Raw genomic sequence first — 13,434 nt, 5'->3', positions numbered from 1 at the left:
ACTTGGGGATGAATCGTCCCATGCCGAGAGGGTGGCGGGCGAATTTACGGTGGCCCGAAACCGACGAGGAGGACACCGTGACCGGCGACTACGCGGTGATCGCGCTGTACATCGCGGGCATGCTCGGGGTCGGCTGGTACGGCCTCCGGCTCGCGAAGACGAAGTCCGACTACCTCGTCGCCGGGCGGCGGCTGGGCTGGTTCATGTACTCCGGCACGATGTCGGCCGTCGTGCTCGGCGGCGCGTCCACCGTCGGCGGCGTGAAGCTCGGCTACACCTACGGCCTCTCCGGCATGTGGCTGGTCGTCAGCATCGGCGTCGGCATCCTGGTGCTGCACGCGCTCTTCGCGCGGCGGCTCGTGCGGCTGAAGGTCTACACCGTCGGCGAGATGCTCGACCTGCGCTACGGCGGCCGCACCAGCGCGGTGTCCGGCGTCGTCATGTGGGGCTACACGCTGATGCTCACGGTGACCTCGACGCTGGCGTTCGCGACCATCTTCAAGGTGCTGTTCGCCCTGCCGAACTGGGCCGGGATCGCGATCGGCGGCTCGATCGTGGTGCTCTACTCGGTACTCGGCGGCATGTGGTCGATCACGCTCACCGACATCGCCCAGTTCGTCATCAAGACCATCGGCATCCTGGCGATCCTGCTGCCGGTCGCGATCAGCTCGGCCGGCGGTTTCGACGGCATGAGCGAGAAGCTGGACGCGAGTTTCTTCAGCTTCACCTCGATCGGCGGCGACACGATCATCACGTACTTCGTGATCTACACCTTCGGGCTGCTGATCGGCCAGGACATCTGGCAGCGCGTGTTCACCGCCCGCACACCCGTGATCGCGACGTCCGGCGGCCTCACCTCCGGGGTCTACTGCCTGGTCTACGGCCTGGCGGGCGCCCTGATCGGCACCGCGGCGCGCGCCCTGTACCCCGACCTCGCCAGCGCGCAGGACGCCTTCGCGACGATCGTCGAGCGGCTGCTGCCGACCGGCGTCCGCGGCCTGGTGCTGGCCGCGGCGCTTTCGGCGATGATGTCGACGGCGAGTGGCGCGCTGATCGCGTGTTCCACCACCACGACGTCGGACCTGCTGACCAAGCTGGGCCTGAAGAAGGGCGGTGAAGTCGGCCGCAACCGGATCGCCACGTTCGTGCTCGGCCTCCTGGCCATCGGCATCGCGATGATCGTCGACGACGTGGTCGACGCGCTCACCATCGCCTACGACATCCTGGTGGGCGGCCTGCTCGTCGCGATCGTCGGCGCGCTGTCCTGGAAGCGCGGCACGCGGCAGGGCGCGTACGCGTCGATGGTGGCCGGCACGCTCTCGGTCATCGCCTTCATGATCATCGACGGCGTCGCCGCCAACACCCCGATCTACTGGGGTCTCGGCGCGAGCCTGGTCGTCTACCTGGCCGTCAGCTTCGCCACGCCCCGCACGGACGCCTCGATCCTGTCCGTCTGGAGCCGCCGCCTGAGCGGCGAGGAAACGCCCATCTCGAACCGGGAACAGGAGCCTGCCAGTGCCTAACATCGGACCCCTCGACTCGTCGCGCATCCCCCGGTTCGCCGGCTTCGCGACCTTCGCGCGGCTACCGCGGATCGACCAGGTCGAGCGCGCCGACGTCGCCGTCGTCGGGGTGCCCTTCGACTCCGGGGTGTCCTACCGGCCCGGCGCGCGGTTCGGCCCGGCCGCGGTCCGCGAGGCGAGCCGGCTGCTGCGGCCGTACCACCCGGAGCTGGACGTCTCGCCGTTCGCCGAGAAGCAGGTCGTCGACGCCGGGGACATCGCGGTCAACCCGTTCAACATCGGCGAAGCGATCGAGACGCTGCAGCAGGAAGCCGAGGCGCTGCAGGCGGACGGGACGCGGCTGGTGACCGTCGGCGGCGACCACACCATCGCGCTGCCGCTGCTGCGGGCCGTGGCGAAGCAGCACGGACCCGTCGCGCTGCTGCACTTCGACGCCCACCTCGACACCTGGGACACCTACTTCGGCGAGCCGTACACCCACGGCACCCCGTTCCGGCGGGCGTCGGAAGAAGGGATCCTCGACACGAGCGCGTTGTCGCACGTCGGCACGCGCGGACCGCTCTACGGCAAGCGGGACCTCGAAGAAGACCGGCGGCTCGGCTTCGGCATCGTCACCTCGGGCGACGTCCTGCGCCGCGGCGTCACCGAGACCGTCGACGCGCTGCGGCAGCGCATCGGCGACCGCCCGCTGTACGTCTCGGTCGACATCGACGTGCTCGACCCGGCCCACGCACCCGGCACCGGCACGCCCGAGGCGGGCGGCCTGACCAGCCGCGAGCTCCTGGAGATCCTGCGCGGGCTGCGCGACCTGAACCTGGTCGGCGCGGACGTCGTCGAGCTCGCCCCGGCGTACGACCACGCCGAGATCACCGCCATCGCGGCCTCCCACGTCGCCTACGACCTGGTGAGCCTGCTGGCACTGGGGAAGGGCGCATGACCCGCATCGGCGGTGACGTCGTCGTCGAGACCCTGCGGGCGCTGGGGGCCGACACCGTGTTCGGCCTGCCCGGGCAGCACGCACTGGGCCTGTTCGAAGCCCTGCGGCGCGCCGGCGACATCCGGGTGATCAGCGGGCGCGTGGAAAACAACCTCGCCTTCGCCGCCGACGGGCACGCCCGCGCGCGGCTCGCGGCGGACCCCGACGGCCCGGTGCCGGTGACGCCCCTGATCGTCTCCACCGGCCCGGGTGCCCTGCTCACGTTGGCTTCACTGCAGGAATCCCGGGCCGCTTCGGTGCCGGTGCTCGGGATCTCCAGCCAGGTCCCGGTCGCCGGGCTCGGCGGCGGGCGGCACGGCTACCTGCACGAACTGCCCGACCAGCAGGCGAGCTTCCGGGACGTCGTCAAGTCGGTGCACGTCGTCCGGCGGGCGAGCCAGCTCCCTTCGGCCCTGCGGGAGGCCTGGACGTCGGCGGCGACCGCGCCCTACGGCCCGGTGTGGGTCGAGATCCCCCAGGACGTGCTGCTCGGCCCGGCCGGGATCCCGCCGATCACGTCGGTGACGGCCGCTCCCCCGGTTTTGGCGCCCCTGCCGGAGCTGGTCACCTCGGCGGCCGGCTTGCTGGCCGCCGCGTCGAACCCGGTGATCCTCGCCGGCGGCGGGACGTTGCGGTCGGGCGCCCACGCCGAACTCCTGGCCTTGGCCGAAGCTCTGCGCGCGCCGGTGATCTCGACCTTCGGCGGCAAGGGGGTCTTCCCGTGGGAGCACGAACTGTCCGGGCGGTCGTGGCTGGAGGACTGGCACACCACGGAGTTCCTGGCGGACGCCGACGTCCTGCTCGTGCTCGGCTCCGGCCTCGGCGAGCTGTCCAGCAACTACCGCGAGTTCGCCCCGCGCGGCCGGGTGATCCAGGTCGAGGCCGACCTGGGCAAGCTGGAGTCCAACTACCCCGGTCTCGGCATCCACGCCGACGTCCGGCTCACGCTGCAGGCGTTGCTGGAGTGGGTGCCGATGCGGGCCTCCGACGGCCGGGCCGAGCAGGCGGTTTCGGGGTTGCTCGCGCGGGTCGAGTCGCGGTTGGACGGTCAGGACCTGGCCGCCGAACGGAAGCTGATCGACGACATCCGGGCCGCCCTCCCCGAGGGCACGCAGACGTTCTGGGACATGACGATCGCGGCGTACTGGGCCTGGTCGGCGTGGAACCCCGAAGGTGCGCCGATCCACACCGCGCAAGGCGCCGGCGGCCTGGGCCACGGACTGCCGGGCGCGCTCGGCGGCGCCGTCACCGGCGGTCCCACGCTCGCCGTGTCCGGCGACGGCGGCGCGATGTACGGCGTCGCCGAGCTGGCGACGGCGGTGCAGCACAACCTCGACGTCACGTGGCTGATCATCGACGACGGCGGCTACGGCGTCCTGCGCGAGTACCTCACCGGCGCCTTCGGCCGGACGACGGCCACGGAGCTGGCCCGGCCCGACTTCGTGGCGTTGGCTGCTTCCTTCGGCGTTCCCGCTCGACTGTCTTCTTTGGACAAGGTGGGCACGGACCTGGCCGATGCGCTGCGGACACCGGGCCCGTCCGTCGTGGTCCTCCCCGCCGTGCTGAAGCTGTTCGCGCCGACCCACCTGGAGCAGGCATGACCCGCACGCTCGACCTGACCGACCCGGCGCAGTCGTCGGCACCAGCACAGTCGCCACCGAGTCCGCTGTGGACAAGGCGCTCGAATCGGCCGCGCAAGCGTTTGCGGTGTCGCGGCGCAGCACTCCGGCCCAGCGACAGCCGGCGCTGCTGAAGATCGCCGACGCGCCAGAAGCGCGGGCGAGTTCGCCTACCTCGAGGTGCGCGAGACCGGCAAGATCCGGTCCGTGGTGCTCGACGAGAAGATCCCGGAGTGCGTGAGCGCCCTGCGGTTCTTCGCCGGAGCGGCGCGGCACCTGGAGGGCACCGCCGCCGGGGAGTACGCACCGGGTCACACGTCGGTGATCCGCGATGCAGTTGTCCCGAGTCCAGGGCCTCATCGCCCGGCTGCCGCCCCACGGCGGGTTCGGCCGCTCCGGCCACGGCAAGGACCTCTCGGCGCACGCCTCGCCGAGTACACCCGCGTCAAGCAGTGATGACGAGGTTCGCCTGAGCCCGGTGCGAGCGGCGCTCCGGCCGGAGCGGCCGTCCTGGCGAGGTGCCGACGATTTTCGACAATTCTTTTCGACAGCTTTTATTGCGCCGAAAGAGTGAGAAATCAGTCCCGTGGGACCAAAGCCCCTATCGCCGTTCTTCGCGGTGGGACACGGTGAATCACCTGTCCGCACGACCGGCGAGAGTGATGGAAATGGTACACGGGACGACACCTCCGGATTATGATTCTCACCGCGAGGATTCGGGAGGTTTCTTTCACTCGACCCGGGCTGTGCTCATCGCCGTGGCCGGCGTCATCACGGCGTCGACCGCGCTGATCACCATTCTGGCGCAGACGGGAGTCATCGGCTCGAATTCCACGCCCACTCCCTCGCCCGCCCCCGTTGCGGCCAATGCCGTCGACGATCACTGGATCACCGGCGCGACTTCGGTGTGCACGCAGGCCGACTCGATGCTGAACTCGCTGCAATCCGAAGTCGACCAACGTCGGCCGTGGCCCGGCGTCGTCGGAAAAATCGCCGCCATTTACCGGGCCATGGACATGGATCTGCGCAATGTCAGCGCACCCGTCGAAGCCCGGCAACGGATCCAGCTGATGACCGGCGCCTGGGACCAGGCCGCCGGCGAGTACGAGCACGCCGCGACCGACTACGCCGGCGGAAACGCCGCCCAGGTGCTGGACGACCTCCAGCGAGCGGCCGAAGCGAACGCGCGGGGCAACCAGGTGGCCGACGACCTCAACCTCTCGCCCTGCGCGTCCGCCGGAGCCGGCTTGACCTTCGGCGTCTACTGATCAGCTGCGGTCGGCGTTCTTCTTCGCCGGTTCCTGGGTCCCCAGCCGCCCGGAGGCCCACTCCGTCACCCGGCGGGCCACGTCCTGGGCCGTCAGGCCGATCCGGGCCAGCACCTCGTCCCGGCTGCCGTGGTCGTGGAACGACTGCGGCACCGCCAGGTCGCGCAGCGGGACGTCGCACTCGGCGTCGCGGAACAGCGCCGCCAGTGCCGAACCGAAGCCGCCGTGGCGGCCGCTGTCCTCCACCGTCACCACCAGCTTGTGCTGCGCCGCCAGCGCGACCAGTTCGGCAGGCACCGGCAGCACCCAGCGCGGGTCCACCACCGTGACGCCGATGCCCTGGTCGGCCAGCCGGTCCGCGGCCGCCAGCCCGAGGGTGGCGAACGCGCCGACCGTCACCAGCAGCACGTCGGCGCCCTCGGCCGGGCGGCGCAGCACGTCGACCGTGCCGATCCGCTCGACGGCGGTGACGTCCGTGCCGACCTTGCCCTTCGAAAAGCGCAGCGCCGTCGGGCCGTCGGACACCGCCACGGCCTCGCGCAGCTCCTCGCGCAGCGTCGCCGGGTCGCGGGGGGCGGCCACGCGCATCCCCGGCACCATGCCGAGCAGCGAGAGGTCCCACATGCCGTGGTGGCTCGGGCCGTCCGGCCCGGTGATCCCGGCCCGGTCGAGCACCAGCGTCACCGGCAGGCGGTGCAGCGCGACGTCCATCAGCACCTGGTCGAACGCGCGGTTGAGGAACGTCGAGTAGATCGCCACCACCGGGTGCAGCCCGCCCATGGCCAGGCCCGCGGCCGAGGTGACCGCGTGCTGCTCGGCGATGCCGACGTCGTACCAGCGGTCCGGGAACGCCTCGGCGAACTTGTCCAGCCCGGTCGAGCGCAGCATCGCGGCGGTGATCGCGACGACGTCTTCGCGCTCGGCACCGATCTTCGCCAGCTCGTCGCCGAACACGCCGGTCCAGCTCGGACCCTTCACCGGCGGCAGGCCGGTCTCCGGGTCGATCGGGTCGGTCTGGTGCATCTGGTCGTGCTCGTTGTTCACCGCGGGCGCGTAACCGTGGCCCTTTTCGGTCACCACGTGCACGATCACCGCGCCGCCGAAGCTGCGCGCGCTGTGGAACGCCTTCTCCAGCGCGGCGAGGTCGTGGCCGTCGACCGGGCCGAGGTACTTCAGGCCGAGGTCGGAGAACATCGCCTGCGGGCTGAGGGCGTCCTTCAGGCCGGCCTTCGCGGCGTGCAGCGCGGCGTAGAGCGGCTTCCCGACGACCGGGGTGTGCTTGAGGATCTCGCGGCCACCGTCGAGGAGCCGCTCGTAGCCCGGCTGCAGGCGCAGCGCGGCGAGGTGGTCGGCGAGGCCGCCGATGGTCGGCGAGTAGGAGCGGCCGTTGTCGTTGATCACGATCACGACCGGACGGTCGCGGTGCGCGGCGATGTTGTTGAGCGCCTCCCAGCACATGCCGCCGGTGAGCGCGCCGTCCCCGACGACGGCGACCGCGTGCCGCTCGCCACCGTCCAGGGCGAACGCCTTCGCCAGACCGTCCACATAGGACAGAGCGGACGAGGCGTGGCTGCTCTCCACCCAGTCGTGCTCGCTCTCCGAGCGCGACGGGTAGCCGGTGACGCCGCCGGTCTGGCGCAGCAGGTCGAACCCGGCCGCGCGGCCGGTGACGAGCTTGTGCACGTACGCCTGGTGACCGACGTCCCACACGATCGCGTCGCGGGGCGAATCGAACACGCGGTGCAGGGCCAGGGTGAGCTCGACGACGCCGAGGTTCGGCCCCAGGTGCCCGCCCGCCCGGCGGACCTTGTCGACGAGGAAGTCCCGGATCTCGGCAGCCAGTTCGCCGAGGTCCTCGACACTCATGCGTTTCAGGTCAGCCGGTCCGCTCACGGACTCCAGCATCGTCACTCGTCTCCACCTCGCCTGCTCGCTTCCGGCCTTCGGGGGTCCAGGGGCCTGCCCCCGGCCGGGTCCGGGGCTGGGCCCCGGAAGACACTGTCCGGCCAGTCTACGGAGACCCGCCAGTACGGTTCCGCCCGCCGCGTCCGGGGTCACAACCGGAGCGCGACCGCCGGTCAGCACGGGGGGTGAACCTCGTCTCTCCGCGTCGCTGTGGCGGTCACGCGGCGTGGCCACGAGAATGGTCCGCATGGCGGACTTCTTCATCGGCGGCGACTGGGTGGACGCAGTGGACGGAGCGCGGCGGGAAATCCGCTGCCCGGCCGACGGCTCCCTGGTGGCGACGGTCGCCGAAGGCAACGCCAAGGACACCGAGGCCGCCATCGCGGCGGCGCGCCGGGCGTTCGACACCGGCCCGTGGCCCGGCACCCCCGCCCACCTGCGCGGCGACCTGCTGCTGCGCACCGCGGACCTGCTGGACCGCGACGCGGAGGCGTTCGCCCGCGCCGAGTCGCTCGACACCGGCAAGCGCCTGGTGGAGAGCCGGTACGACATGGCCGACATCGCCGCCTGCCTGCGTTACTTCGGCAAGCTCGCGGCGCAGGACGCGGGCCGCGTCGTCGACACCGGCAACCCGGACGCGTTCAGCCGGATCGTGCACGAGCCGGTCGGCGTCTGCGGGCTGATCACGCCGTGGAACTACCCGCTGCTGCAGACCGTGTGGAAGATCGCACCGGCACTGGCCGCGGGCAACACGTTCGTGCTCAAGCCGAGCGAGCTGACCCCGCACACCTCGATCCTGTTCCTGAAGCTGCTCACCGAGGCCGGCCTGCCGCCGGGCGCGGGCAACCTGGTGCTCGGCGCGGGTGCCGAGGCCGGCGCGCCGCTGGCTTCGCACCCGGACGTCGACCTGGTGTCGTTCACCGGCGGCCTGGCGACCGGAAAGGTGATCGCCGCGGCGGCCGCGGGCACGGTCAAGAAGGTCGCGTTGGAGCTGGGCGGAAAGAACCCGAACGTGGTATTCGCCGACGCCGACTTCGAGACCGCGGTCGACTACGCGCTGACAGCGGTGTTCCTGCACTCCGGCCAGGTGTGTTCGGCGGGCGCGCGGCTCATCGTGCAGCGGGAGTGGCACGACGAGTTCGTCGACGAGCTGGTGCGCCGAGCAGAGCGGATCCGGCTGGGCGGCCCGTTCGACGACCGTGCCGAGACGGGCCCGCTGATCTCGGCGGCGCACCGCGAGAAGATCGAGCGTTACGTGGCCGCCGCGCTGGCCGAGGGCGCGGTGCTGCGGACCGGTGGCCGCCGCCCGGACGACCCGGCGCTGAAGGACGGTTTCTACTACCTGCCGACCATCCTCGACCAGGTGAAACAGGGGTCTTCGGCGGTGGTCGACGAGTCGTTCGGCCCGGTGCTGACGGTCGAGACGTTCACCGACGAGGACGACGCCGTCCGCATCGCCAACGACACGCACTACGGCCTGGCCGGGGCGGTGTTCACGAACGACGCTTCGCGGGCGCAGCGCGTGGCCGGCCGGCTGCGCCACGGCACGGTGTGGATCAACGACTTCCACCCGTACCTGCCGCAGGCCGAGTGGGGCGGCTACAAGCAGTCCGGCTTCGGCCGCGAACTGGGCCCGACCGGGCTGGCCGAGTACACCGAGGTCAAGCACATCTACCAGAACCTGCGGCCGGCACCGCAGCACTGGTTCGCGGGCTGAGTCCGCCCGAGTTCGCGCCTATGCTGCGCCCAGCCGCGACGCAGGGAGGCCGGAGTGGAGCAGCAGCGACCGTGGAACCGGCGACGGGGCCCGCGCGCGGTGATCGTGGCCGCGCGCCGCGGCGGTGCTGGTGGCCGGCACGCTGGCGTACCTGACGCTGGCCCGCAAGCGCGACGAGCCCCTGGCGATGGCCTGCCTGCCGGGCCTGGTGATCACCGGCGGAGCCAGCTGAGCCGCAGCGGCGCTTTGCGGGCCGGGCCCGCTGGGCCGCGGCGGCGGCGCGTTGCGGCGCGGCGGCCCGCCCGAATCCGGGCAACGCCAGAGCATCCACCACCGACCGATCCAAGCACCGGCACACCGGCCAAAGCAGCCGCAAGCCCGAGCCACCGACCAGGCCGATCCAGCCCGCCACCCCTCAGCCGTTCACCGCCTTCCGCCCCAGGAAGGCCACGAGCCGGTCCGCCGCCGTTGCTGACGGGGGCGGCTCCACCTCCGGGCCGAACGGGCCGCCCGGTTGCCGCGGCGTCGACCCGAACCGGGAGCGCCACTGCACCAAGGCCTCCGTGGCCAGGTCCGGCAGCAGATCCGTCGGCTGCCCGGTCGCGTCCGCGATGTCCCAGCCGTGGGCCAGGTACTCGTTCACGCGCATGTGCACCAGGAACACGCCCGGCACCTCGCCCAGCGGGGTCGTCACCGTCCGGGCGAACAGGCCCGGCGCGGCCAGCACCTCCCGGGCCGCCGCCACCGAGGCGGCGAACGCCTCCGCCGGTGCGCCGCCCAGGTGGTCGCCGTCCGGGGCCGGTGGGCCCGTGTGCCCGCCCAGAACGGCACCTTCGCGTTTCCGTGCGCCAGGTGGTTGACCACCGCGCGCACGTCCCAGTCCGCGCATGCCGTCGGCAGCGGCCACTGGTCGGCACCGATCGCCGTGACCAGGGCGGTCACGGTCGAAGCGGCTCGGTCGAAGTCGTCGAGAGCAGTCATGCCCGCCAGTGTGACCACCACCACCGACAATTCAGGACAGCAGCGCCACGCACTCCACGTGGTGGGTCATCGGGAAGGCGTCGAACGCGCGCAGGTCCGTCAGCGAATACCCGTGGGACGCGAAGGTCGCCACATCGCGAGCGAGCGCCGCCGGGTCGCAGGCCACGTACACGATCCGGTCGGGGGCGCCCGCCACGATCGACTCCACGACCGCCTTGCCCGCGCCCTTGCGGGGCGGGTCCAGCACCACCACGTCGACCGGGGTGGCCGCCGACGCCAGCACGTGCTCCACGCGCCCGGCCTGCCACGAAACCTGCGGCAGGTCGGCGAGGTTGCTTTCCCCGTCGGCGACGGCGCGCCGGCCGGACTCGACCGCCAGCACGCGGCCCGAAGTGCCGACCTGGGAAGCCAGCACCGACGCGAACAGCCCGACCCCGGCGTAGAGGTCCCAGGCCGAGCCACCCACCGGCGCCTCCGCCCACTCCGCCACGACCGCGGCCAGCGTCGACGCCGCCGCCGGGTGGACCTGCCAGAAGCCGTGCGCGTCGAGGCGCCAGTCGCGGCCCGCCGCGTGCTGGACCGCGATCCCGCCCGACAGCTGCCGCGCCCGCACCTTCCCGCGCACCGTCGACAGCTCCCGCACGTGGACCCCGCCGTCGGCGTCCTGGGTGACCTCCAGCTCGCTGCCCGGCCGCCAGCGCCGCGCCAGGACGTCGTCGAGCTCGCCCGGGACGGCGATCGGGCAGTCCTCGAGGGCCACCACCCGGTGGCTGTGGTGGGCGCGCAGCCCGGCGCGCCCGTCGTGCCCGGCGACCAGCCGGACGCGGCTGCGCCAGTCGAGCGGCCCGCCGTCGAGGGCCTCCACGACGACGTCCCGCTCGATCCCGGCCAGCCGCTGCAGCTGCTCGGCCACGACCGCGGCCTTCAGCTCGCGCTGGTGGTCCGGCGAAGCGTGCTGCCAGTCGCAGCCGCCACAGCCGCCGGGAACGGCCAGCGGGCACGGCGGCGGAACCCGGTGCGGCGACGGGGTGAGCACCTCGACGGCGTCGCCGCGGCAGAACGAGCCGCCGTTGTCCTCGGTGATCTCGACGCGGACCTGTTCGCCCGGCAGCGCGTGCCGGACGAACACGACCCGCCCTTCCGCGCGCGCCACGCAGTGGCCGCCGTGCGCCACCGCACCGACCTCCACCTCGAGCACCCGGCCCAGCCAGCTGGTCGTCATTCGGCAGGCTCCTTGGGTTTCGGTGCGGGGGTGCCGGCGGGCTTCGCGTCGGGCGAGAACCCGCGGCGGACGTCACCGGCCGCGGGCCACTCGTTCCGGACCCGGGCGGCCGCCTTCGCCGACGACTCCAGCTGCCACGGCACGCTCGCCACGATCACGCCGGACTGGAACAGCAGACGGCCCTTGAGCCGCAGCGCGCTCTGGTTGTGCAGCACCTGTTCCCACCAGTGCCCGACCACGTACTCCGGGATGAACACCGTGACGACGTTGCGCGGGTTGTCGCCGCGCACGCGCTTCACGTAGTCGAGAACGGGTTTCGTGATTTCGCGGTACGGCGACTCGACCACCTTCAGCGGCACCTTGAAGTTGTGCGCGTCCCACTCGGCGGTCAACCGGCGGGTGTCCGTGTCGTCCACGTTGACCGTCACGGCTTCGAGGACGTCCGGGCGCATCGCCTTGGCGTAGGCCAGCGCCCGCAGCGTCGGCCGGTGCAGTTTGGACACCAGGACGATGGCGTGGTTGCGCGAGGGCAGCACGGTCGGGGTGTCGCCGAGGTCCTTCAGCTCTTCGGCGACCCGGTCGTAGTGCTTCCGGATCGCGGTCATCAGCACGAAGATCGCCACCATCGCGGCGATCGCGATCCACGCGCCGAGCAGGAACTTCGTGATGAGCACGATCACCAGCACGGTGGCGGTGCAGGTGAGACCGACCGCGTTGACGGTCTGGGAGCGCCGCATCCGCCGCCGGACGCCCGGGTCGGTTTGCTTGGCCAGCAACCGGTTCCAGTGCCGGATCATGCCGGCCTGGCTCACGGTGAACGACACGAACACACCTACGATGTAGAGCTGGATGAGCCGCGTCACCTCGGCGTCGAAGGCGATGATCAGCACCAGCGCGAAGGCCGCCAGGAACAGGATCCCGTTGGAGAACGCCAGCCGGTCGCCGCGGGTGTGCAGCTGCCGCGGGAGGTAACGGTCCTGGGCCAGGATCGAGCCCAGCACCGGGAAGCCGTTGAACGCGGTGTTCGCGGCCAGCAGCAGGATGATGCCGGTGGAGAACGAGATGTAGTAGAACGCGGGCGGGAAGTCGGCGAACACCGCGTGGGCGATCTGCGCGACGATCGTCTTCTGCTCGTAGCCGGCGGGCGCCCCGGCGAGCTGCCGCGCCGGGTCTTCGGCGAACTTCACGTCGGTGATCGTGGCCAGCGTGATGATGCCGACCAGCATCGTGACCGCGAGCACGCCCATCATCAGCAGCGTGGTGGCGGCGTTCTTCGACTTGGGCTTCTGGAACGCCGGGACGCCGTTGCTGATCGCCTCGACCCCGGTCAGCGCCGCCGCGCCGGAGGAGAACGCCCGCAGCACCAGGAACGCGTACGCGACTCCCGCGAACGTGCCCTCGGAGCTCAGCGTGAAGCCGGCGCTCTCGGCCTTCATCTCGGTGCCGGTGGCCGCCTCGAACAGTCCCCACGCGACCATGACGAGGATGCCCAGGATGAACCCGTATGTCGGGATCGCGAAGGCCTTTCCCGACTCGCGGATGCCCCGGAGGTTCAGCGACGTCAACACGACGACGATGACGATCGAGGCCAGCACCTTGTGCTGCGCGACCCACGGGACGGCCGACCCGATGTTGGCCACACCGGACGAAGTGGACACCGCGACGGTGAGCACGTAGTCGACGAGCAGCGCGCTGGCCACCATCAGCCCGAACTTGCCGCCCAGGTTCGTGTTGGCGACCTCGTAGTCACCGCCGCCGCTCGGGTAGGCGTGCACGTTCTGGCGGTAGGAGGCGACGACGACGAGCATGACGAGCGCGACCATGATGCCGATCCACGGCGCCAGCGCGTAGGCGGACAGACCGGCGACGCTCAGCGTCAGGAAGATCTCTTCCGGGGCGTAGGCCACGCTCGAGAGCGCGTCCGACGCAAAGATCGGCAGCGCGATGCGCTTGGGCAGGAGCGTGTGAGCGAGCCTGTCACTGCGGAACGGACGTCCGAGGACCAGGCGTTTCAGCACGGTCGGGAACTTCGACACCTCCGGAATGTACAGCGGAGCGCAGCGACTCCGTTGAGGGCGGTGGTGGGGAGGACGGTGGAGGTACAGCGGAGCGCAGCGACTCCGTTGAGGGCGGTGGCGGGGAGGACGGTCGAGCTGACGTTCCCCCGGCACGGTAGGTTCGGCGCTGGCATGTCGGGGTAGCAACGGACGGGCAACCGCCGAA

11 protein-coding genes are annotated in these 13,434 nt (G+C 71.6%); 6 read left to right on the top strand and 5 right to left on the bottom strand.

The window, feature by feature from the left end:
- Positions 1–77: 77 nt before the first annotated feature.
- The 5 genes from AB0F15_RS09880 (at position 78) to AB0F15_RS09860 (ending at position 5,386) form a co-directional block, all read left to right on the top strand.
- Positions 78–1,523 (top strand): sodium:solute symporter, encoded by a 1,446-nt coding sequence (locus AB0F15_RS09880; protein ID WP_360267978.1) that lies wholly within the window; start codon positions 78–80, stop codon positions 1,521–1,523.
- Positions 1,516–2,460 (top strand): agmatinase, encoded by a 945-nt coding sequence (gene speB / locus AB0F15_RS09875; protein WP_360267975.1) that lies wholly within the window; start codon positions 1,516–1,518, stop codon positions 2,458–2,460. The genes AB0F15_RS09880 and speB overlap by 8 nt, the downstream gene beginning before the upstream one ends.
- Positions 2,457–4,100, top strand: a complete 1,644-nt coding sequence (locus AB0F15_RS09870) for a thiamine pyrophosphate-binding protein (protein WP_360267972.1) — start codon at positions 2,457–2,459, stop codon at positions 4,098–4,100. The genes speB and AB0F15_RS09870 overlap by 4 nt, the downstream gene beginning before the upstream one ends.
- Positions 4,101–4,167: 67 nt before the next feature.
- Positions 4,168–4,359: a hypothetical protein gene (locus AB0F15_RS09865; protein ID WP_360267970.1), complete on the top strand. Its 192-nt coding sequence runs from the start codon at positions 4,168–4,170 to the stop codon at positions 4,357–4,359.
- A gap of 517 nt (positions 4,360–4,876) precedes the next feature.
- The gene (locus tag AB0F15_RS09860; RefSeq protein WP_360267967.1) at positions 4,877–5,386 is read left to right on the top strand and encodes a hypothetical protein; all 510 of its coding nucleotides are present in this window, start codon (positions 4,877–4,879) and stop codon (positions 5,384–5,386) included.
- Here AB0F15_RS09860 and dxs read toward each other — a convergent pair whose 3' ends face one another.
- Complete coding sequence (gene dxs, locus AB0F15_RS09855; RefSeq protein ID WP_360267964.1) at positions 5,387–7,297, bottom strand: 1-deoxy-D-xylulose-5-phosphate synthase; 1,911 nt, start codon at positions 7,295–7,297, stop codon at positions 5,387–5,389.
- Positions 7,298–7,538: 241 nt separating this feature from the next.
- Here dxs and AB0F15_RS09850 point away from each other — a divergent pair, with 241 nt between their 5' ends.
- Positions 7,539–9,008, top strand: coding sequence for an aldehyde dehydrogenase family protein (locus tag AB0F15_RS09850; protein ID WP_360267961.1), 1,470 nt, complete (start codon positions 7,539–7,541; stop codon positions 9,006–9,008).
- Between the two features lie 415 nt (positions 9,009–9,423).
- Here AB0F15_RS09850 and AB0F15_RS09845 read toward each other — a convergent pair whose 3' ends face one another.
- From AB0F15_RS09845 to AB0F15_RS09830, 4 genes are read right to left on the bottom strand one after another with little or no spacing between them, the layout of a single operon-like run.
- A complete protein-coding gene (locus AB0F15_RS09845) occupies positions 9,424–9,753 on the bottom strand; it encodes a TIGR03086 family metal-binding protein (RefSeq protein WP_360267958.1) in 330 nt (109 codons plus the stop codon).
- Positions 9,699–9,989 carry a maleylpyruvate isomerase N-terminal domain-containing protein gene (locus tag AB0F15_RS09840; protein ID WP_360267955.1) on the bottom strand — a complete coding sequence of 97 codons (291 nt, stop codon included), beginning with the start codon at positions 9,987–9,989 and terminating at the stop codon, positions 9,699–9,701. The genes AB0F15_RS09845 and AB0F15_RS09840 overlap by 55 nt, the downstream gene beginning before the upstream one ends.
- 31 nt (positions 9,990–10,020) lie before the next feature.
- Complete coding sequence (locus AB0F15_RS09835) at positions 10,021–11,211, bottom strand: class I SAM-dependent RNA methyltransferase (RefSeq protein ID WP_360267952.1); 1,191 nt, start codon at positions 11,209–11,211, stop codon at positions 10,021–10,023.
- Positions 11,208–13,247, bottom strand: a complete 2,040-nt coding sequence (locus AB0F15_RS09830) for an APC family permease (RefSeq protein ID WP_360267949.1) — start codon at positions 13,245–13,247, stop codon at positions 11,208–11,210. The genes AB0F15_RS09835 and AB0F15_RS09830 overlap by 4 nt, the downstream gene beginning before the upstream one ends.
- Between the last annotated feature and the right edge of the window lie 187 nt (positions 13,248–13,434).

Origin of the sequence: Amycolatopsis sp. NPDC026612, from assembly GCF_040638285.1 — a bacterium.
GTDB lineage: Bacteria > Actinomycetota > Actinomycetes > Mycobacteriales > Pseudonocardiaceae > Amycolatopsis.
The sequence above is the reverse complement of the archived record's forward strand: the minus strand, read 5'-3'. Positions and strand labels throughout refer to the sequence as shown.

Coding starts and splice junctions, on each gene's coding strand:
- AB0F15_RS09870 (WP_360267972.1), top strand. CDS start 2,457: ATGACCCGCATCGGCGGTGACGTCGTCGTCGAGACCCTGCGGGCGCTG.
- AB0F15_RS09840 (WP_360267955.1), bottom strand. CDS start 9,989: ATGACTGCTCTCGACGACTTCGACCGAGCCGCTTCGACCGTGACCGCC.
- AB0F15_RS09835 (WP_360267952.1), bottom strand. CDS start 11,211: ATGACGACCAGCTGGCTGGGCCGGGTGCTCGAGGTGGAGGTCGGTGCG.
- AB0F15_RS09850 (WP_360267961.1), top strand. CDS start 7,539: ATGGCGGACTTCTTCATCGGCGGCGACTGGGTGGACGCAGTGGACGGA.